The sequence below is a fragment of the Curtobacterium sp. MCLR17_036 genome, assembly GCF_003234445.2.
Taxonomy (GTDB): domain Bacteria; phylum Actinomycetota; class Actinomycetes; order Actinomycetales; family Microbacteriaceae; genus Curtobacterium.
Genome location: NZ_CP126269.1, coordinates 2149155 through 2167662, shown reverse-complemented (window position 1 = coordinate 2167662; position 18508 = coordinate 2149155). Strand labels below are relative to the sequence as shown.

At 73.0% G+C, this 18508-nt stretch carries 18 protein-coding genes; 8 read left to right on the top strand and 10 right to left on the bottom strand.

Annotated elements, in window-relative coordinates; all coding sequences use genetic code 11:
* Window positions 1-25 precede the first annotated feature (25 nt).
* From DEI99_RS10180 to DEI99_RS10155, 6 genes are all read right to left on the bottom strand, one after another.
* Window positions 26-697 (bottom strand): response regulator transcription factor, encoded by a 672-nt coding sequence (locus DEI99_RS10180; protein ID WP_058726372.1) that lies wholly within the window; start codon window positions 695-697, stop codon window positions 26-28.
* 82 nt (window positions 698-779) lie between these two features.
* Window positions 780-2102, bottom strand: coding sequence for a hypothetical protein (locus DEI99_RS10175; protein WP_111042741.1), 1323 nt, complete (start codon window positions 2100-2102; stop codon window positions 780-782).
* Window positions 2099-3253, bottom strand: a complete 1155-nt coding sequence (locus DEI99_RS10170; protein ID WP_111042742.1) for a sensor histidine kinase — start codon at window positions 3251-3253, stop codon at window positions 2099-2101. Before DEI99_RS10170 ends, DEI99_RS10175 begins: the two co-directional genes overlap by 4 nt.
* Window positions 3254-3432: 179 nt before the next feature.
* Window positions 3433-4635 carry a homoserine O-acetyltransferase MetX gene (gene metX, locus DEI99_RS10165; protein WP_111042743.1) on the bottom strand — a complete coding sequence of 401 codons (1203 nt, stop codon included), beginning with the start codon at window positions 4633-4635 and terminating at the stop codon, window positions 3433-3435.
* Window positions 4636-4923: 288 nt separating this feature from the next.
* Window positions 4924-6255: a bifunctional o-acetylhomoserine/o-acetylserine sulfhydrylase gene (locus DEI99_RS10160; protein ID WP_071256039.1), complete on the bottom strand. Its 1332-nt coding sequence runs from the start codon at window positions 6253-6255 to the stop codon at window positions 4924-4926.
* A 276-nt stretch (window positions 6256-6531) separates the two neighbouring features.
* Entirely contained in the window at window positions 6532-7620 is a 1089-nt protein-coding gene (locus tag DEI99_RS10155) for an acyltransferase family protein (RefSeq protein WP_111042744.1), read from the bottom strand.
* Between the two features lie 192 nt (window positions 7621-7812).
* On the opposite strand from DEI99_RS10155, the gene DEI99_RS10150 reads away from it, so the two are divergent.
* The 5 genes from DEI99_RS10150 to DEI99_RS10130 all read left to right on the top strand — a co-directional run bounded on the left by DEI99_RS10150 (window position 7813) and on the right by DEI99_RS10130 (window position 11281).
* Window positions 7813-8589, top strand: a complete 777-nt coding sequence (locus tag DEI99_RS10150) for an SDR family oxidoreductase (RefSeq protein ID WP_111042745.1) — start codon at window positions 7813-7815, stop codon at window positions 8587-8589.
* Window positions 8590-8729: 140 nt separating this feature from the next.
* On the top strand, window positions 8730-9263 hold the full coding sequence (locus DEI99_RS10145; protein WP_175472127.1) for a phosphoribosyltransferase: 534 nt from the start codon (window positions 8730-8732) through the stop codon (window positions 9261-9263).
* The gene (locus DEI99_RS10140; protein ID WP_071256032.1) at window positions 9260-9979 is read left to right on the top strand and encodes a Type 1 glutamine amidotransferase-like domain-containing protein; all 720 of its coding nucleotides are present in this window, start codon (window positions 9260-9262) and stop codon (window positions 9977-9979) included. The genes DEI99_RS10145 and DEI99_RS10140 overlap by 4 nt, the downstream gene beginning before the upstream one ends.
* Before the next feature lie 5 nt (window positions 9980-9984).
* Complete coding sequence (locus DEI99_RS10135) at window positions 9985-10668, top strand: uracil-DNA glycosylase (protein WP_111042746.1); 684 nt, start codon at window positions 9985-9987, stop codon at window positions 10666-10668.
* Window positions 10669-10678: 10 nt separating this feature from the next.
* On the top strand, window positions 10679-11281 hold the full coding sequence (locus DEI99_RS10130) for a GNAT family N-acetyltransferase (RefSeq protein ID WP_111042747.1): 603 nt from the start codon (window positions 10679-10681) through the stop codon (window positions 11279-11281).
* Window positions 11282-11591: 310 nt separating this feature from the next.
* Here the strand turns inward: DEI99_RS10130 and DEI99_RS10125 are convergent, their stop codons facing one another.
* A complete protein-coding gene (locus DEI99_RS10125; RefSeq protein ID WP_284180795.1) occupies window positions 11592-12290 on the bottom strand; it encodes a FadR/GntR family transcriptional regulator in 699 nt (232 codons plus the stop codon).
* Window positions 12291-12508: 218 nt separating this feature from the next.
* Between DEI99_RS10125 and DEI99_RS10120 the strand changes: the two genes are divergently transcribed.
* Both DEI99_RS10120 and DEI99_RS10115 read left to right on the top strand, forming a co-directional pair.
* Complete coding sequence (locus DEI99_RS10120) at window positions 12509-14032, top strand: GntP family permease (protein WP_220037193.1); 1524 nt, start codon at window positions 12509-12511, stop codon at window positions 14030-14032.
* Window positions 14029-14568: a gluconokinase gene (locus tag DEI99_RS10115; RefSeq protein ID WP_071297165.1), complete on the top strand. Its 540-nt coding sequence runs from the start codon at window positions 14029-14031 to the stop codon at window positions 14566-14568. The genes DEI99_RS10120 and DEI99_RS10115 overlap by 4 nt, the downstream gene beginning before the upstream one ends.
* Here DEI99_RS10115 and DEI99_RS10110 read toward each other — a convergent pair.
* From DEI99_RS10110 to DEI99_RS10100, 3 genes are read right to left on the bottom strand one after another with little or no spacing between them, the layout of a single operon-like run.
* Window positions 14561-15472, bottom strand: coding sequence for a L,D-transpeptidase (locus DEI99_RS10110; protein ID WP_111043125.1), 912 nt, complete (start codon window positions 15470-15472; stop codon window positions 14561-14563). The two genes, DEI99_RS10115 and DEI99_RS10110, sit on opposite strands and share 8 nt — an antisense overlap.
* Before the next feature lie 16 nt (window positions 15473-15488).
* Entirely contained in the window at window positions 15489-17153 is a 1665-nt protein-coding gene (locus DEI99_RS10105) for an ABC-F family ATP-binding cassette domain-containing protein (RefSeq protein ID WP_111043124.1), read from the bottom strand.
* 35 nt (window positions 17154-17188) lie between these two features.
* Complete coding sequence (locus tag DEI99_RS10100) at window positions 17189-17491, bottom strand: hypothetical protein (RefSeq protein ID WP_111043123.1); 303 nt, start codon at window positions 17489-17491, stop codon at window positions 17189-17191.
* 64 nt (window positions 17492-17555) lie between these two features.
* Here DEI99_RS10100 and DEI99_RS10095 point away from each other — a divergent pair, with 64 nt between their 5' ends.
* Window positions 17556-18455, top strand: a complete 900-nt coding sequence (locus DEI99_RS10095) for an NmrA family NAD(P)-binding protein (RefSeq protein ID WP_111043128.1) — start codon at window positions 17556-17558, stop codon at window positions 18453-18455.
* Window positions 18456-18508: the final 53 nt, after the last annotated feature.

Here is an 18508-nt window from a genome sequence, read left to right as displayed (position 1 = left end):
GAAGCGAGAACCGCGCGCCGCACCCCTACAGCCCCAGCGGGCTGCCGTCCTGCACGATGATGCCGTCGGTGATGGCGCGCTTCCGCAGCGCCACCTTCGTGCCGACGTCGAAGCCGGCGACGCGGTACTTCTCGCGGATGCGCTTGAGGTAGCTCTTCGCGGTCTCCTCCGAGATGCCGAGCTGGTAGGCGACGCTCTTCACCGGCTCGCCGCCGCCGTAGAGCGCCATGACGCGACGCTCCTGCGCGCTGAGCTTCGGCACGCCGCCGACGTCGCCGCTGTTGATGGCCAGGTCGAGCTCGGCGGAGACGTACTGCTCGCCGCGCTGGGCCGAGCGGATCGCCTCGACGATCATGTCGGCGTCCTCGCTCTTCACCAGGTAGCCGAGGGCGCCGGAGGCCAGGGCCTCGCGCACGACGTTCGGCTCGGAGTAGGTGCTCATCACGACGGTCTTCACGCCGGCGGTCTTGAGCGTCGAGATCTTCAGCGACACGGGGATGGAGTCCTTAAGGTCCAGGTCGAGCAGCACCACGTCCACCGGGAAGGCCGGGCTGGTGAGCAGCTCCGGCCAGGTGGTGACCGCGGCCACCAGGGTGATGTCGTCGGCTGCGCTGCGGATCCACTCGGTGAGGGCCCCGAGGAGCATCCTGTGGTCGTCGACGAGTGCGAGTCGGATGGGTTCCTCTGGAGTCGCCATGCTGGCGTCCTTTCTCGGGGGCTGTACGAGTCGATCCTAGGAGGCGCGCGTACCGGTCACGGGCAGGTCGGACGGGTGTCCGCTACATCGACGGATGTCGGCTGACGACGCAGTGCACGACGATGTGCAGCGCGCCCTCGCGGACCGTCGCGGTGTACGGGCCGATGCGCTCCAGGGCGCTCCAGGCGGTCGGGCCGAGCCGGCGGCGCTGCACGCCCCGCGAGTCGATCACCACGGGGACGTCCATCGTCTCGTCGCTGACCGGGTGGCCGTCGGAACCGACCGGGCCGAGCGTGACGGACACCACGGGCATGCCGGGCTGCGCGGTGCGGCCGTCGCCCACCATCTGCCAGATCGCCTGCAGCAGGCCGTCGCGCTGTGCGGGGGACAGATGGCCGGCGAGGGCTGCGGGGTCGGCGACGCTCACCGAGCGGCCGAGGTGGTCGGACTCGGTGATCGCGTGGTAGAGCCAGGTCTCGCGGCGGCCCTCGATGAGGTGCAGGCGGAGCTCGGTGGCGAGCGAGGCGGCGACGGAGCTCGAGGCGTCGGACAGCGGCAGCGGGTCGGTACCGTTCGCGACGGCGTCGAGGAGCTTCTCGGCGGCCAGGTCGAGGCGGGCGAGCTCGTCCGAGGCGAGCATGCCGACGGCGAACTGCGGCGCCTGCACGTTGCTCTGCACGAGCACGCGGTCGAGTTCGCGCTGCACGAACTGGCGGAAGCGCTGCACCACGTGCAGGGAGATCGCCGGCGGCGCGACCACGAGCGCCAGGAGCGTCACGATCCCGGGCAGGGTCTCGGGCGTGATGGGCGTCGACAGCGCGGCCATGACGACGAACGCGACGCCGAGGACGGCGATGGCCGCGGCGACCTCGCGTGCGGGCCGCAGCGTCGTGATGGGCAGCAGCGCGAACCCCGCCGCGACCGAGGCCGAAGCGGTGGCCGCGATGTCGTGCTCGGCCCACACGGCGGTGAAGTCGAGGGCGACCACGCCGGCCAGGACCACGCAGATGAGCGCGAAGGCCGGTCCGGTGAGCCGTTCGCCGTAGGTCAGGACGCTGAGCCCCACACCGACGGCCGCCAGGACGTAGAGCCCCCACGCGGCGGTCGTCAGCCACGGGTTGGCCGCGTCCGGCCAGCGTGCCAGGAAGAACGCGATGCCGGCGACGGCCTCGATCGCGGTGAGGATCGCGGCGCCGAGGCCGAGGTACCCGGCCCCGAGCGAGGCGCCGGGCTTCGCGGCCTGGCGGAGCGACCGGGCTCCGGTGGACGTCGAGGGCAGGCCACGGGCCTGGCGACGCTCGCTCGAACGGGTGCGTTCGCGGGCCTCGCGGCGGGTGCGCGGCGCGGACGACGTGATCTCGCCGGGCAGGCCGCGGCCGATGGTGTCCTCGGGGACCCGGGTCATCGCGGTGCCTCCAGGACGACGGTGGTGCCGGAACCCGGCGCCGAGAAGAGCTTGGCGTCCCCGCCGACCTCGCGCAAGCGGCTCACGACGCTCTCCTTGAAGCCGAGCCGTTCCGCGCTGACGTGGGTGAGGTCGAACCCGACGCCGGAGTCGGTCACCATGGCGCGCACCATCTCGTTGTCGTGCACGATCGTGACGTGCGCCTCGCCGACGCCGGCGTGGCGACGGACGTTCTCGAGGCACTCGCCGAGGGCCAGCAGGAAGGCGTCGAGGACGTTCGACGGCAGGAGCACCTGGCCGGTGCCGTGCCAGCTCACCTCGAGGCCCATCCGGCCGAAGCGCTGCTTCACCGACTCGAGGGTCTGCCCGAGGGGCGACTCCTCTTCGCGCGTGAGCGAGTAGTCGCCGGACTGCGACGGCTGCGGGGTCGCGCCGAGTCGCAGGTGGCGCAGGAGCCGGGCGTCCTCGGCGGCCTGCTCGCGCATGGCCTGCTCCGAGACGCCGACGCCGGAGTGTGCGAGGAGGGTCAGGGTCGCCAGCACGGTGTCGTGCAGGAGACGCGCGCCCTGGCGCCGCTGCGCCTCGGTCTCGCTCGCCTGTCGCTCGGCGCGGTGCGCGTTGCCGATGCTGTAGATGCGGCGGGCCACACGGGGGATGCTCCGGGCGATCCAGACGGCGACCACCGCGATGAGGACCCAGACCAGGACAGCGACGCCGACCGGCGTCGACAGCGGGTCGCCCGTCGCCCAGACCATGAGGGCGACGACACCAGCCCCGGCGGCGACGGTGATGCCGAGTCCGATCGGCTTGCCGCGCTGCGCCATGAGCGGCGCCGCCATCCCGCCGGCGAGCGGCACGAGGGCGCTCGCGATGATCGGTCGGGTGTCCACGTCGACGCCGGCGAACAGCACCGTCATGGCGGCGAGTCCGGCGAGCAGGACGGCGGCGGTCCACCACTCGCTGCCGCTGCGGCCGAAGACGACCAGGGCGGCGACCATCGCGGCGATGCACAGGAGCGCGAGGACGAACGGCAGCGGCGGGACCGCGAGTGCCGAGGCGACGCCGACGATGCTCACGAGCGCGCAGACGATGCCCACGACACGGGTCGTCGACCGTAGCAAACGGTCGCGTTCCTGTGCGATGAGTTCCATCGGTGTCCTGGTTGGTGACGTTCTGGTGTGGCAGGGAAAGCGAGCGTCGGTCAGCCGAGCTCTCCGCCATCATTCCACGGGAGGCACCCGTTGGGGGGTGTTCGGCGCGCCCGGTCGCGTCGGATGGCTGCCGGATCGTTACGGCGCGTCGCTCGACCGCACCGCAGGAGCCCCGGACGTCACCTGTCGAACAGCCGACGCAGGTGGCCCCCGACCTGCTCGTGCTCGATGAGGAAGCCGTCGTGCCCGTACTCGCTCTCGATGACCGCGGCGCCGTCCCCGTCGAGCGTGTCGGGCACCCCGGCGGCGATCCGGTGCTGGTCCTCGAGGGGGAACAGCCGGTCGCTCGACACCCCGAGCACGAGCGTCCGAGCGGTGATCCGCCCGAGCGCCGCCTCGACACCACCGCGGCCGGCCCCGACGTCGTGCGAGTCCATCGCCTGCGTCAGGGTCACGTAGCTCGACGCGTCGAAACGCCGGGTGAACTTGTTGCCGTGGAAGTCGAGGTAGCTCTCCACCGAGAACCGGCCGTCGTCGCCGAGCGGGGAGACGTCGCTCTGCCAGGACCGCGCGAACCGGCCGTTCAGCTCGTCCGGCGCCCGGTACGTCATGAGCGCCATCCGACGGGCGAGCGCCAGCCCGCGGTGCGGCCCCTCGCCGGCGTGCGCCTCGTAGTAGTCCCCGCCGGCGAAGCCCGGGTCCATCTGGATCGCCGCCCGCTGCAGCGAGTTCGCCGCGATCTGGTCGGCGGTGGTCTGCGCCGTGGTGGCGAGGACCGCCAGCCGCTCGACACGCTCCGGGTGGGTCGCCGCGAACTCGAGGGCGTGCATGCCGCCCATCGACCCGCCGACGACCGCCGCGAACACGTCGATGCCGAGGCGGTCGGCGAGCTGCACCTGCACGGCGACCTGGTCGCGGATCGTGACGAACGGGAAGCGTGACCCCCACTCCGCCCCGGACGGCGACACCGAGGACGGCCCCGTCGTGCCCTGACAGCCCCCGAGCATGTTCGGCACGAGCACGAACCACCGGTCGGTGTCGATCGCCCGCCCCGGCCCGACGACGTCGCCCCACCAGCCCGCGGTGCGGTGCCCGGGGCCGGCCTCGCCGGTGACGTGCGAGTCACCGGTCATGGCGTGGAACACGAGCACGGCGTTGTCGCGCGCCGCGTTGAGGGTGCCCCACGACTCGTACGCCACGCGGACGGACGGCAGCCGTCCGCCACGGACCCACTGCTCGCCGAGCGGTTCGAACGCCCGCTCGCCGGGGTGGTCGCCCGGCCGCCAGGCTCCGGTCACGGGCGGCCCGCCGAGCGTGCCGAGTTCGGAGCCGGGCACCAGGGTGGACGGCACGGAGTCCTCGGGGGTCGTCTGCCAGTCCATGGTGCGTCCAGTCTGCCGGGAGGCACGGCTCGCCGCCGCCGTGTTACGTCACGCCCGTCGCGGGGCCGGGTTCGCGGCCGCGCTCGCGTCGTCCTGGTCCGCGCGTCGGCGGGTCGGTGCGTGGGCGGGTGCGACATCGTCGACGTCGCACGACGTCGAGGAAGTCGCACCGCGCCGTCGGCAACCGTCGCCCGGGCGGGCAGACGACGTGGTCGACGTCGTGGGACGTCGACCTCGTCGTTCCGAGTCGGTGCCCGGGAGCTGCGGCGGCGGGAGCTGCGCGGCGCGCTACGCCCGCTGTCCCTGCTGCGCGACCGCGCGGGCCGCGGCGAGCCCCGCCTCGAGGTCGGCCTTCAGGTCCTCGACGTTCTCGATGCCGACCGACAGGCGCACCAGGCCCGGCGTCACCCCGGTGGTGAGCTGCTGCTCGGGCGTGAGCTGCGAGTGCGTGGTCGACGCCGGGTGGATGACGAGCGAGCGCACGTCACCGATGTTCGCCAGGTGCGAGAACAGGCGCAGGTTGTCCACGAACGCCTTTCCGGCGGGCACGCCGCCCTTCAGCTCGAACGACAGCACCGCACCGACGCCCTTCGGCGCGTAGCGGTTCGCGGCGGCGTACCAGGGCGACGTCGGCAGCCCGGCGTAGGCGACGGTGGCGACGTCGGGGTGCTGGTCGAGCCACTCGGCGACCTCCTGGGCGTTCGACACGTGCCGCTCGATGCGGAGCGACAGCGTCTCGATGCCCTGCAGCAGCGCGAACGCGGTGTCCGCCGAGTTCGACGCACCGAGGTCGCGGAGCAGCTGCACGCGGGCCTTCACGATGTAGGCGAGCTCGTTGCCGACCGCCTCGGCGAAGACCGCGCCGTGGTACGACGGGTCCGGCGTGTTGAACTCCGGGAACCGGTCCGCGTGCTGCGACCAGGGGAACCGGCCGCTGTCGACGATGATCCCGCCGATGACCGTGCCGTGGCCGCCGAGGAACTTCGTCGCGGAGTGCACGACGACGTCGGCCCCGTGCTCGAAGGGGCGGATGAGGTACGGCGTCGCGATCGTGTTGTCGACGATGAGCGGGACGCCGGACTCGTGGGCGACGTCGCTGACGCCCGTGATGTCGAGCACGTTGATGCGCGGGTTGCCGATGGTCTCGGCGAAGAACAGCTTCGTGTTCGGGCGGACGGCGCGCCGCCACTCCTCGAGGTCGTCCTGGTCCTCGACGAAGGTCGTCTCGATCCCGAGCTTCGCGAGCGTGTACTTGAACAGGTTGTACGTGCCGCCGTAGATCGACGACGACGACACGATGTGGTCCCCGGCGCCCGCGATGTTGAGCACCGCGTACGTCTCGGCCGCCTGGCCGCTCGACACGAGCAGTGCGCCGGACCCGCCCTCGAGCGCGGCGATGCGCTGCTCGACGACGTCGTTCGTCGGGTTCATGATCCGGGAGTAGATGTTGCCCGGCTTCGCCAGCGCGAACAGGTCACGGGCCTCGTCCGAGTTCGCGAACACGTACGACGTCGTCTTGTAGATCGGCGTCGCCCGGGCCCCCGTGGTCGGGTCGGGCTGCGCACCCGCGTGCACCTGCGTGGTCTCGAACCGCCACTGCTCGGCGTCGTGCTCGGTCATCTCGGTGCTCCTGTCCGGTGCGGGTCGTGGGGTGCGGGTCGACGGGTTCGGGTCGACGGGTGCTGGTCGCGGTGCGCCCGGCCGGGAGGCACGGTGCGGCGCTGCGACGGAGGCCACGGTACGCAGGTGGTCGCGCCGGTACCAGCGCGACCGCCTCGCGACGTAACGCGCGCGCCCGGGGCGACCCGTGCCTCCAGGCCGAGCCTGCGCACCGGTCCGACGGAGGTGACACGCAGGACGGTCAGGCGACGAGGACGCCGGCCGGTGCGCGGGGAGTCACGCGTCGCGGCGGAACAACCAGCCGACCCGGGGCTCGAGCAGCCAGCGCATGCCGCGCCGCACGAACGGCTGCGCGAGGAACAGGGTCACCGCGCAGGCGATGACGACCATCAGGAGCACGTAGGGCCAGGCCGAGTGCTCCCCGGCGAGCACGCCGGACTCGCGGATCGGGTACAGCACGAACGTGTGCAGCAGGTACACGTACATCGTGGCGGCGCCGAAGCGGGTGATCCACACCGTCCGCCGGGGGATGAGCAGCAGGAACGACGCGGTGAGCAGCGTCGCCAGCAGCATCAGGCCGAAGCGCACGCCGCCCGCCCACCAGGCGTCCTCGCCGAGGCCGGAGTACGAGTCGTCGTAGAAGAACCAGTGGTGCAGGTCGAACTGCTTGAACTGCGGGATCCAGATCGCACACGACACCGCCCACGCCGCGAAGACCGCCGCGGCGGCGATCCGCACCCGCACGACGATGCGGCGCGGTGCCTCGTACCAGCGGTCGAACACGCCCCACTGCTTGACCTGCCAGCCGAGCAGGAAGAACGGCAGCAGGCTGATCGCGCGGGACAGCGACAGCGTGGAGTCGACGTTGTCGAAGTAGCCGACCCCGATGCTGAACACGACCGCCCAGAACAGCGGCCACCGCAGCTGCGCCAGGTACGGCAGGATCAGCTTGAAGATCCCCAGGGCCAGCAGGAACCACAGGGTCCAGGTCGGCTTCGTCGGGTTGAAGTCCTTCCCGCCCTCGACGATGCCCTGCACCACGGTCCAGATCGTCTGCATGATGATGTACGGCACGACGATGTCGGTGATCGTCCGGCGCATCCGCTTGGCGGTCGGGGTGTCCGCCGACGAGAAGTACCCGCTGATCACGCCGAACGCGGGCATGTGGAACGCGTAGATGAACGTGTACAGCGCCAGGGCGTGCTCACTCGCCGGCGTCTGCCGCTGGATCGCGTGGCCGATGACCACGAGCGTGACCGCGACGAACCGCGCGGTGTCCCACATCGGGATACGGCGCGGTGCCCGGCCGGGTTCGAGCTGCGTCGCCGGGGCCGAGGGAGCGGGGGGAGCGGCGTCCGTCGTCATCGCGGGTCACGTTACCGGACCGTGACCTTGACGGTCCGGGTGCGGAGGCGGGTCGTGCCGCTCGGGCGGGGTCGGCTGGTGGTGCTGCTCGGGCGGGCCCGCTGGTGGTGCTGCTCGGGTGGGACGGATCGGTGTGGCGTCCGTGGTGCCGCTCGGTACGGTGGACGTCCACTCACCCAGGAGGCAGATCACATGGCAGCACGACGCGCAGTCGTCACCGGAGCGAGCTCGGGCATCGGGGCGGCCACCGTCCGGCTGTTCCGGTCGCGGGGGTGGGACGTCCTCGCGGTCGCCCGCCGCGCCGAGAAGCTCGAGGCGCTCGCCGCGTCCACCGGTGCCGACGTCCTGGTCGCCGACATCACGAGCGCGTCCGACGTCGAGGCGCTCGCCGCCCGCGTCGGGGAGCTCGGTGGAGCGGACGTGCTCGTCAACAACGCCGGCGGTGCGTTCGGGTCCGCGTCGGTCGAGGAGTCCGACGTCGAGGACTGGCGCGCCATGTTCGAGGTCAACGTGATCGGCACGAAGCGCGTCGTGGCCGCGCTGCTGCCGCACCTGCGGGAGCGGGCGCGCGCCGGCGGGGGTGCGGACATCGTCACCGTGACGAGCACCGCGGGCTTCGTGGCGTACGAGAACGGCGGCGGCTACAACGCGGCGAAGTTCGCCGAGCACGCCCTCGTTGGCGCGCTCCGGCTCGAACTGAACGGCGAACCGATCCGCGTGGTCGAGGTCGCCCCCGGCCTGGTGAAGACCGACGAGTTCGCGCTCACCCGCTTCCGCGGCGACGCCGAGAAGGCCGCTGCGGTCTACGACGACGTGCCGGGTCCGCTCGTGGCCGAGGACGTCGCCGAGGCGATCGTGCACGCGGTCGAGCTGCCGGCGCACGTCAACCTCGACCTGATCACGATCCGGCCGGTCGCCCAGTCCGCGCAGCACAAGCTCGCCCGGGGCACGCTGGCGCCGAAGGGCTGACGCACCCGGTCCGAGCCGCTGACCGCTGCTCGGCCACTGGCCGCTGACCGCTGCTCGGCCACTGGCTGCCCTGCCGCGCGCAGCGCCCGGGGTCCGGTCGCGGGTCGCGGGCGCGGGGTCGGTGCCGGTACCGTTGTCGGATGCCGATCAGCAGCGAGCCCGGGCCCACGGCACCGGCTCAGTCGACCGTGACCGTGACGAGCGGGCCCGAGGTGCTCGGATGGCTGGAGTTCGGCGACGCCGCCCGCCTGCTGGCGAAGGACGTGCTGTCCTCCGGCTTCGAGCCCGAGGTCGTCGTGGCGGTCGCCCGCGGCGGCCTGATCATCGCCGGCGCCGTGGCCTACGCGCTCGGCACCAAGGAGTGCGGCTCGATCAACGTCGAGTTCTACACCGACGTCGAGCAGCGGCTGGACGAACCGGTCGTGCTCGCGCCGGCGCTCGACGCGCCGAGCCTCGCCGGCAAGCGCGTCCTGGTCGTCGACGACGTCTCCGACTCCGGCCGGACCCTGCGCCTCGTCGTCGACATCATCCGCGACGCTGGGGCCGACGTCCGCAGCGCCTGCCTGTACTCGAAGCCCGGCACCGTCCTCGAACCCGACCACGTGTGGCGTCGGGTCGACGGCTGGATCACGTTCCCCTGGAGTGCCCTCGCACCGGTGACGGCCGAGTCGTGAGCATCCACCTCGTCGGCGGCGGACCCTTCGCCGCCTCGGACGCCGCCGCCCCGTTCCTCGCCGAGGCCACCGCGCGCTCGGCCGCCGTGGGGCGCACCGTCCCGCGCATCGCACTGCTCTCGGTCTGCCGCGCGGACGGCACCAGCCCGTCGTCCACCGCGGACATCGCCGAGGTCCTGGGCGGCGCACGCGCCGCCGAGGTCGTCACCACCGAGGTCGCGTCCGGTCAGGCCTTCGACACCACGGTCCTGAGCGACGTCGACGCCCTCGTGGTCGCCGGCGGGCTCACGCCCGACTACCTGGCCGCCGTCGCGCCGCTCGTCGACCAGGTCCGCCTGCTCGTCGCCGACGGCCTGCCGTACCTCGGCTACTCGGCGGGCGCGATGATCGCGGCCGACCGGGCCCTCGTCGGCGGCTGGCGCATCGGCGGCGTCGAGGTCTGCCCCGAGGGTGCCTCGGAGGGTCTCGACGAGGTCGAGCTCCGGGAAGGACTCGGACTCGTCGACCTGACGATCGACGTGCACGCGGTCCAGGCGGGCACGCTCGCACGGCTCGTCGCGAGCGCAGAGGCCGAGTTCGTGACCGCCGGCCTGGCCATCGACGAGGACACCGCCCTGGTCGTCGGCGAGGGCGCCCTCGAGGTCCGCGGCACCGGCAGCGTCTGGCGCGTCGTCGCGGGCGACGAGTCGGTGGCCGTCGCGACCATGGGCGCGTAGCCGCCGTGGAGCCGCGGCCCCTCGCCGACCTCGTCGACCCGGACTGGGCCACCGCGCTCGCCCCCGTCGAGGGCGACGTCCACCGCATGGGCGACTGGCTCCGCGACGAGCACGCTGCCGGCCGGCAGACCCTGCCCGCCGGCGGCGACGTCCTCCGTGCCTTCACCACGCCGTTCGACGCCGTCAAGGTCCTGGTCGTCGGCCAGGACCCGTACCCGACGCCCGGGCACCCGATCGGCCTGTCCTTCGCCGTCGACCCCGCGGTGCGGCCCGTGCCGCGCAGCCTGGCGAACGTCTACCGCGAGCTCGAGTCCGACCTCGGCACGACCCCGCCGCCGCACGGCGATCTGCGGGCCTGGGCCGACCAGGGCGTCCTGCTGCTCAACCGCGTGCTCACCGTGCGGGCGGGCGAGGCCGGCAGCCACCGCGGCAAGGGCTGGGAGGCCGTCACCGACCAGGCCGTGCGTGCCCTGGTCGGCCGGGGCAAGCCGCTCGTCGCCGTCCTCTGGGGTGCCCAGGCGGCATCGGTCCGCCCGCTGCTCGGCGACACCCCGGTGGTGGCGTCGGCGCACCCGAGCCCGCTCAGCGCCTCGCGCGGGTTCTTCGGCAGCCGACCGTTCTCGCAGGTGAACACCCTGCTCGAGGAACAGGGCGCGACGCCCGTCGACTGGTCCCTGCCCGCTCAGTAGGCTCGACGTCGTGCTCGAGGAGGAATACCAGCGACGGCGTGTCCTGCCGCGACACCTGCGTGCTCCGGCGCCGACCGAGACCGCCTTCACGTACCGCATCCGTGCGGCCGAGACCGGCGACCTGCCCCACGTCCGCGAGATCCACGCGCACTACGTCCGCAACTCGTCGGTCACCTTCGACCCGTCGGTGCTGACCTTCGCCGGCTGGAAGCAGCGCTACGACGAGATCCGCCGCCGAGCACTGCCGTTCCTGGTGGCGGAGAACCCCGCCGGCCAGATCCTCGGCTACGCCCTGGTCGACCCGTGGAACCCCCGCGACCGCTCGAACCGCGTCGTCGAGGACTCGATCTACCTGGGGGCGGCCTCCGGCGGCAAGGGCCTCGGCCGGGCGCTCATGGAGGCCCTGCTCGACGAGTGCCGCTCGGCGGGAGTGCGCGAGGTGGTCGCGGTCATCGCGGACCGGCAGGCCGAGGCGTCGATCCGGTTGCACGAGCGGCTCGGCTTCGAGGAGGTCGGGCGGATGGGCAAGGTCGGCTACAAGTACGACCGCTGGCTCGGCACGGTGACGATGCGCCTGCGCCTGCGCGGGCCCCGGCTCTTCGCGCGGCGGTAGGGGCGCGGGACGCAGCGCGGAGGGGGCCGTTCCGCGCGGAGAGGGTCGTTCCGCGCGGGGGAGGTCGTTCCGCGCGTGGGAGGTCGTTTCGCGCGTAGGAGGTCGTTTAGCGCGTGGGAGGTTCTTCCGCGCGTAGGAGGCCCGTCGTTCCGCCCTCCGACGCGCGATCTCGCTTCCCATTCCACGCGCGATGGGACGAATCGTGCGCGCACCGGCGACGACAGCACCGGCGGACGACGGCGACGGCGACGGCGACGGCGACGGCGACAGCAGCCTCAGCCGCAGCCCCGGACCCGCAGCCCCGGCCCCCTCAGCCCCGCGGCGCCTCCGCCGTGAACTCGTCGTGGGTGACCTGCACGAGCGCGGTCATCGCGGCCGATGCAGCGGCCCCGTCGCCCGCGACGACCGCCCGCCCGACGGCCTCGTGCCGGAGCGCCGCCGAGCGCGTCCACCCGGTGATGGTGTCCCGCGACTCCGAGGTGCGGGTGCGCAGCAGGGCCTCGACGGTGCCCGCGAAGTGGGCGAACACGGCGTTGCCGGAGCCGGTGAGCAGCGCCCGGTGGAAGCGGACGTCGGCTTCGAGGTAGGCGCGGCTGTCCTCCGCTGCGCAGGCGGCGAGCATGTCCTGCGCCGCGTCGAGGACGTCCGTGCCGCCGGGGCCGGTGGCGGTGAGCGACGCCGCGACGGGCTCCACGCCGAGGCGGAGTTCGAGGAGCTCCCGCTGTTGCACGAAGTACGCCGGCGATGCGCCGCGCCACCGGATGACGGTCGGCGCGAGCAGTTCCCACGACGTGGTCCCGAGCACCTGCGTCCCGACGCGCTGTCGTGGCTCGACGAGGCCGAGCGACTGCAGGACCCGGAGCGCCTCGCGGACGACGGACCGTGACACGCCGAACTCGTCCGCGACGAGCTCGGGCCGCAGGACGGTGCCCGGCGCGAGGTCGCCGTCGACGATGCGCTGCCCGATGGTGTCGAGCACGTGGGCGTGGAGACCACGGGCGGGGGGCATGGGACCTCCGGACGGGACGGGCTGGCAGGACGCGACCAGCACGGTGCGGAACGCGCTGCTCATCGAAACGGCAGACTGCGACGCACAGTGGGAGGCGCGCGGCACATCCCCGTGTAGTCTGATTAATCAGATTATTGCGGGCGAGCAAGCACGACGCCACCCGCCCTCGACACCAAGGCGACGGAGCCGCGCGGCAGCGGCTCCAGGAAGGGGCACCGATGCCTCACGCTCCAGTCCACCTCGGAACCGTGCTCGCGGCCGAGACCGGCGGCACCGAGACGGTCGACCCGTCCGGCCCGATCCCGCAGCTGATCATCGCGGCGCTGCTCGGCATCGTCGTGATCATCGCGCTCATCACCTGGCTCAAGGTGCACCCGTTCATCGCGCTCGTCATCGGCGCGCTCGGTGTCGGCATCGGCGCAGGGCTCGCGCCGGACAAGGCGGTGACGAGCTTCGGCAACGGCTTCGGTGCGACGATGACGAGCGTCGGCATCCTGGTCGGCCTCGGGTCGATGTTCGGCAAGATGCTCGTCGACTCCGGCGCAGCCGACCGGGTGGTCGACACCCTGGTCCGCAGGTCGTCGAAGGCGATGCTGCCGTGGACGATGGCACTCATCGGCGCCCTCATCGGTCTGCCGATGTTCTTCGAGGTCGGCCTCGTGCTCCTCATCCCGATCATCGTCCTCGTCGCGAAGCGCAGCGGCGTGCCGATCATGAAGATCGCCGTGCCCGCCCTGGTCGGCCTGTCGACGATGCACGCCTTCGTGCCGCCGCACCCCGGCCCGCTCGTCGCGATCTCGACGGTCGGCGCGGACCTCGGCACGACCCTCGCCTTCGGCATCGTGCTCGCGATCCCGGTCATCGTGCTCGCCGGACCGGTCTTCGCCCGCTTCGCGGCGCGCTGGGTCGACATCCCGGTCCCCGACATGTTCGGGTCGCGCGGATCGGCCACCGGTGGCGACGACCCGGCACACGCCGGACGGGAGGCACGGCGCGGCCCCGCCACGCAGGACACCGCATCCCTGCCCAACGGCAAGAGTGACTTCACGCGCGTCATCAGCGAGCCGCGCAGCCCGTCGTTCGCGGTCGCTCTCGTCGGCATCCTGCTGCCCGTGGTGCTCATGCTGGCCCAGGCGATCCGCGAGGCGACGATGCCCGACGCCGCCGGCTCGTGGGTGAGCCTGCTCGACTTCCTCGGGTCGCCGATGATCGCGATCGGGATCGCCGCGGTCTACGCCATGGTGTTCTTCGCGATCGGCGGCGGGATGGACCGGTCCGCGGTGTCGAAGTCGCTCGAGAGCGCGCTGCCCCCGGTGGCCGGGGTCCTGCTCATCGTCGGCGCCGGCGGCGGGTTCAAGCAGGTGCTCATCGACACGGGCATCGGCGGCGTGATCGCCGACGCCGTGAAGGAGTCCGGCATCTCGGTGCTGCTCGTCGCGTGGCTCGTCTCCGCCCTGGTGCGGGTCGCCACGGGGTCGGCGACGGTCGCGACCGTGACCGCCGCGGGCATCATGGCGCCGATCGCCGCGGACCTGTCCTCGCCGATGACGTCGCTGCTCGTGCTCGCGATCGGCGCCGGGTCGGTGTTCCTGTCGCACGTGAACGACGCCGGGTTCTGGCTCGTCAAGGGCTACCTCAACACGACGGTGGGGCAGACCTTCAAGACGTGGACGGTGCTCGAGTGCCTCATCTCGGTGCTCGGCCTGCTCGGTGTGCTGCTCGCCGGGGTGTTCATCCGATGAGCGGACCGACAGCGGAGACCGATGCGCTCGATGCCCGTGTCCTGGTGGTGATGGGGGTGTCCGGCTCGGGCAAGTCCACCGTCGCCGCGATGGTCGCGGAACGCCTCGGGTGGGACTTCGCCGAGGGCGATGCCATGCACCCGCAGGCGAACGTCGACAAGATGCACGCCGGCACCCCGCTGACCGACGAGGACCGCTGGCCCTGGCTCGACGTCGTCGCCGGGTGGATCCGCGGGCACCTGGACGCCGGAACGCACGGGGTGGTGACCTGCTCGGCACTGAAGCGCGCCTACCGCGACGTGCTGCGGGCGCCCGGGGTGGTGTTCGTCCACGTCGCGGGCGACGGCGCGCTCATCGAGGAGCGGATGTCGCAGCGGTCCGGGCACTTCATGCCGACGTCGCTGCTCCGGTCCCAGCTCGACACGCTCGAGCCGCCGGAGGCCGACGAGGCGCACCTGACGATCGCCGCCGACCGCACCCCGGAGCAGGAGAGCGTGGAGGTCCTGGAGCGCCTGGGTCTGCGGCCCGTCAGCTGAACCGGATCGGGGTGCCGACGGGCAGCGCCGCGAGCGTGCGGGTCATCTCCGCCGAGACCCGGACGCACCCGTGCGAGCTGCCCGTCGGGTCGGGGTAGTAGTGCAGCGCGGTGAGTGCCGCGTTGCCGCCGTAGGACGGGATGCGCGACGAGTGCGCGCCGGTCAGGATGATCGGGTTGCCCTGCGTGTACGCGACCCGGGTGTCGACGTAGGCCGCCTCGACGTAGGTGGCGGTGTCGATCGGGGTGGGGTCCTCCGGGGTCCCGAGCCGAGCGGCCTCGCTGGTCGTGACGGAGCCGTCCCGCGTGACGACGGACACCTCGCTCGTCGCGACGTCCACCCGGATCATCCGGTCGGTGGGGCGGACGGTGAAGTCCGCTGCCCGTGCCCACGCGAAGGTGGCGCTCGGGGCCTCGGCGGTGCCGCCGTCCCCGGGGGTGCGGTTCCGTGCCGGCGTCGACACGAGGAGCATGCCGCCGTCGACCCCCGGTGACCGTCCCCAGACGGCCGTCGCGGCGGGCAGGTCGATCGTCGAGACGCGGTGGGACAGCGTCGCCACCGGACGGGCCCGCGACGACGGGCTCGCGTACAGGGCGACGAGGTCGTGCCGCGGGGTGGCGATCCGGAAGGTGTCCTCGGGGGTGACGGTCGACCCGTCGAGCAGGCGCGGGACGACGGCGTCGTGGAAGGCCAGCGGCAGGGCGGCGAGCTCGGCCGGCGTCGGCGCCGCGGGGACGGCGGCCAGCGGCTCGGCCGTGGGGGTCGGCGTCGGATGCGAAGTCGCCGCCGCCCGGGTCGGGGCGACCGCGGGTGCGTCGGAGCGTGTCGTCACGACGACGACGGCACCGGCGGCGACGAGCAGCGCGCCGACGACGGTCGCGGCGATCCCGGTCCTGCGGCGCATCCGTCCCCCTCGGTGGTCAGCGTTCGGTGACCCGCCCGGCCTCCACCCGCCACTGGCGGTCCAACCGCACGGTCTCGAGCATACGGCGGTCGTGGGTGACGAGCAGGAGCGTGCCGTCGTACGACTCGAGCGCCTGCTCGAGCTGCTCGATGGCGGCGAGGTCGAGGTGGTTCGTCGGCTCGTCGAGCACGAGCACGTTGACGCCCCGTGCCTGGAGCAGTGCGAGGCCCGCGCGGGTGCGCTCACCGGGCGAGAGCGCCGACGCGGGACGACCGACGTGGTCCGCCTTCAGCCCGAACTTCGCGAGCAGGGTCCGCACGTCGGCCGTGGTGTACTCGGGCACGATCGCCTCGAACGCCGCGGCGAGGGGCTGGTCACCGGTGAAGGCCGCCCGGGCCTGGTCGATCTCTCCGATCGCGACGCTCGACCCGGTCGAGGCGGTGCCGGTCGTGGGGGACTGCGCGCCGAGCAGCGCGCGGAGCAGCGTCGACTTGCCGGCGCCGTTCGGCCCGGTGATGCCGATGCGGTCGCCGCCGTCGACCTGCAGCGACACCGGACCGAGCGTGAAGTCGCCCTGGGTGAAGGTGGCGTCGGACAGCGTCGCGACGACCGCCGACGACCGGGGTGCGCTGCCGATGGTGAACTCGAGCTGCCACTCCTTGCGCGGCTCCTCGACCTCGTCGAGGCGGGCGATGCGCGACTCCATCTGCCGGACCTTCTGCGCCTGCTTCTCGCTCGACTCCGAGGCGGCCCGGCGGCGGATCTTGTCGTTGTCCGGGTTCTTCTTCATCGCGTTCCGGACGCCCTGGCTCGACCACTCCCGCTGCGTCCGGGCACGCGAGACGAGGTCGGCCTTCGTGGACGCGAACTCGTCGTAGGCGTCGCGCTTGTGCTGCCGGGCGATCTCGCGCTCCTCGAGGAACGAGTCGTACCCGCCGCCGAACAGCCGGTGCGAGGACTGCGCCAGGTCGAGCTCGAGCACCGACGTCACCGAGCGCGCCAGGAACTCGCGGTCGTGGCTGACGAGCACCACCCCGCCGCGCAGGCCCTTGACGAACGCCTCGATCCGGTCGAGGCCGTCCAGGTCGAGGTCGTTCGTCGGCTCGTCGAGCAGGACCACGTCGAACCGCGAGAGCAGCAGTGCGGCGAGCCCGACCCGTGCGGCCTGGCCGCCGGAGAGCGCGGTCATGAGCGACTCCGGACCGACGCCGTCCTCGTCGGAGCCGACGTCGAGCCCGAGGTCGGCGAGCACCGCCGGGATCCGGTCGTCCAGGTCGGCGGCACCGGCGGCGAGCCACCGGTCGAGCGCCGCGGAGTACCGCTCGGCGGCCGCGTCACCCGCGTCGGGATCGGCGAGCGCCGCCGCGGCCGTGTCCATCGCCTCGGTCGCCTCCGCCGAACCGGTGCGCCGGGCGATGTAGCCCGCGACGGTCTCGCCCGCCACGCGTTCGTGCTCCTGCGGCAGCCACCCGACGAAGGCGTCGGCCGGGGCGGTGGACACCGTGCCGGCGAGGGGCTGGTCGACACCGGCGAGCAGCCGCAGCAACGTCGACTTGCCGGCGCCGTTCACCCCGACGACGCCGATGACGTCACCGGGGGCCACCGTGAGGTCGAGGGAGTCGAACAGCGTGCGTGCGGCGTACCCGCCGGACAGGCCCTTGGCGACGAGCGTGGCGGTCATCCCGCAATCGTCCCACGCTGCGGGAGCGCCGACCGTCAGCGGCGGGGGACGACCAACCGTCCGGGCAGGAAGGGCAGCGGCCCGACCCGGTACTCGAGCTCGGTCGCCTCGCCGACCCGCACCGCGGCGGCACCGGAGCGCCAGACCCGGTTGAACAGGAAGACCCCGACGACGGTGTCCCCGTCGTCGGCGACCGCCCACGTCCCCGTGCCCCACTGCGCCGGGTGCCCGACGCCGTCGATCGTGACGGTGGGCCGTGCGCCCCAGGTCAGCAGGGGCCGCACCAGCCGCAGGCCGACCCGGCGCTTCGTCGTGCCGGAGGCAGCGGGTGTGTCCATGCCGACAGGGTACGGGGCGCCGGACCTGTGCCCCGGTGACCCGGCCGTCCGTAGCGTGGTCGCCATGACCACCACCGTCCTCGTCGCAGGCGCCACCGGAGACCTCGGTCGCCGCATCGTCCGCGAGCTCCTGCAGCACGACACCCGTGTCCGCGTCCTCACCCGCCCAGGCAGCGACAGCGCCCGCCAGCACTTCGGCGACGAGGAGCACGTCGACGTCGTCACCGCCGCCTACACCGATCACCCCGCGCTCGTGGCCGCCGCGTCCGGCGTCGACGTCGTCGTCTCCGCGGTCAGCGGGACCCGTGCGGTGATCGTCGACGCGCAGCGCGCGCTGCTCGACGCCGCGGTCGAGGCGGGCGTGCCCCGCTTCGTGCCGTCCGACTACAGCGCCGACTACCGGTCGATCACCCCCGGGACGAACCGCAACTTCGAGCTCCGGCGCGAGTTCGCCGCGGCCGTCGACGCCGCGCCGATCCGTGCGACGTCGATCCTGAACGGCGCGTTCGCCGACATGCTCACCGGCCAGGCGCCGCTCGTGCTCTTCGACCGGCGGCGCGTCCTGTACTGGTCGTCGCCGGACCAGGTCCTCGACTTCACCACGAAGGACGACGTCGCCCGCGTGACGGCGCTCGCCGCGCTCGACCCGGACGCACCCCGGTACGTCGAGGTCGCGGGGGACCGCGTCACCTCGCGGACCATCGCCGCCACGATGTCCCGCCTGACCGGCACCACCTTCCGGCTGCAGTGGGCCGGCACCGCCGGCACCCTGTCCGCGATGGCCCGGGTCGGTCGGCGCCTGTCGAAGGACGACGACGCGCCGTTCCCCGCCTGGCAGGGCATGCAGTACTTCGTGAGCATGTTCAGCGGCGAGGCCGAGCTGCACCACGTCGACGACGACCGCTGGGGTCCGCACACCTGGACGACGGTGCACGACGTGCTGGCGGCCCACGTGGGCCGCTGACCTGACGGGAGGCCCGGCGTGCGCCCGCCGGTCGGCGCGCGTCGGGGACGCCT

What these genes read in the sequence shown, in the direction of transcription:
- DEI99_RS10120 (WP_220037193.1), top strand. Translation starts at nt 12,509, where the DNA reads ATGCCTCACGCTCCAGTCCACCTCGGAACCGTGCTCGCGGCCGAGACC.
- metX (WP_111042743.1), bottom strand. Translation starts at nt 4,635, where the DNA reads ATGGACTGGCAGACGACCCCCGAGGACTCCGTGCCGTCCACCCTGGTG.
- DEI99_RS10160 (WP_071256039.1), bottom strand. Translation starts at nt 6,255, where the DNA reads ATGACCGAGCACGACGCCGAGCAGTGGCGGTTCGAGACCACGCAGGTG.
- DEI99_RS10150 (WP_111042745.1), top strand. Translation starts at nt 7,813, where the DNA reads ATGGCAGCACGACGCGCAGTCGTCACCGGAGCGAGCTCGGGCATCGGG.
- DEI99_RS10115 (WP_071297165.1), top strand. Translation starts at nt 14,029, where the DNA reads ATGAGCGGACCGACAGCGGAGACCGATGCGCTCGATGCCCGTGTCCTG.
- DEI99_RS10180 (WP_058726372.1), bottom strand. Translation starts at nt 697, where the DNA reads ATGGCGACTCCAGAGGAACCCATCCGACTCGCACTCGTCGACGACCAC.
- DEI99_RS10105 (WP_111043124.1), bottom strand. Translation starts at nt 17,153, where the DNA reads ATGACCGCCACGCTCGTCGCCAAGGGCCTGTCCGGCGGGTACGCCGCA.
- DEI99_RS10125 (WP_284180795.1), bottom strand. Translation starts at nt 12,290, where the DNA reads ATGCCCCCCGCCCGTGGTCTCCACGCCCACGTGCTCGACACCATCGGG.
- DEI99_RS10175 (WP_111042741.1), bottom strand. Translation starts at nt 2,102, where the DNA reads ATGACCCGGGTCCCCGAGGACACCATCGGCCGCGGCCTGCCCGGCGAG.
- DEI99_RS10170 (WP_111042742.1), bottom strand. Translation starts at nt 3,253, where the DNA reads ATGGAACTCATCGCACAGGAACGCGACCGTTTGCTACGGTCGACGACC.
- DEI99_RS10145 (WP_175472127.1), top strand. Translation starts at nt 8,730, where the DNA reads ATGCCGATCAGCAGCGAGCCCGGGCCCACGGCACCGGCTCAGTCGACC.
- DEI99_RS10110 (WP_111043125.1), bottom strand. Translation starts at nt 15,472, where the DNA reads ATGCGCCGCAGGACCGGGATCGCCGCGACCGTCGTCGGCGCGCTGCTC.
- DEI99_RS10100 (WP_111043123.1), bottom strand. Translation starts at nt 17,491, where the DNA reads ATGGACACACCCGCTGCCTCCGGCACGACGAAGCGCCGGGTCGGCCTG.
- DEI99_RS10155 (WP_111042744.1), bottom strand. Translation starts at nt 7,620, where the DNA reads ATGACGACGGACGCCGCTCCCCCCGCTCCCTCGGCCCCGGCGACGCAG.
- DEI99_RS10095 (WP_111043128.1), top strand. Translation starts at nt 17,556, where the DNA reads ATGACCACCACCGTCCTCGTCGCAGGCGCCACCGGAGACCTCGGTCGC.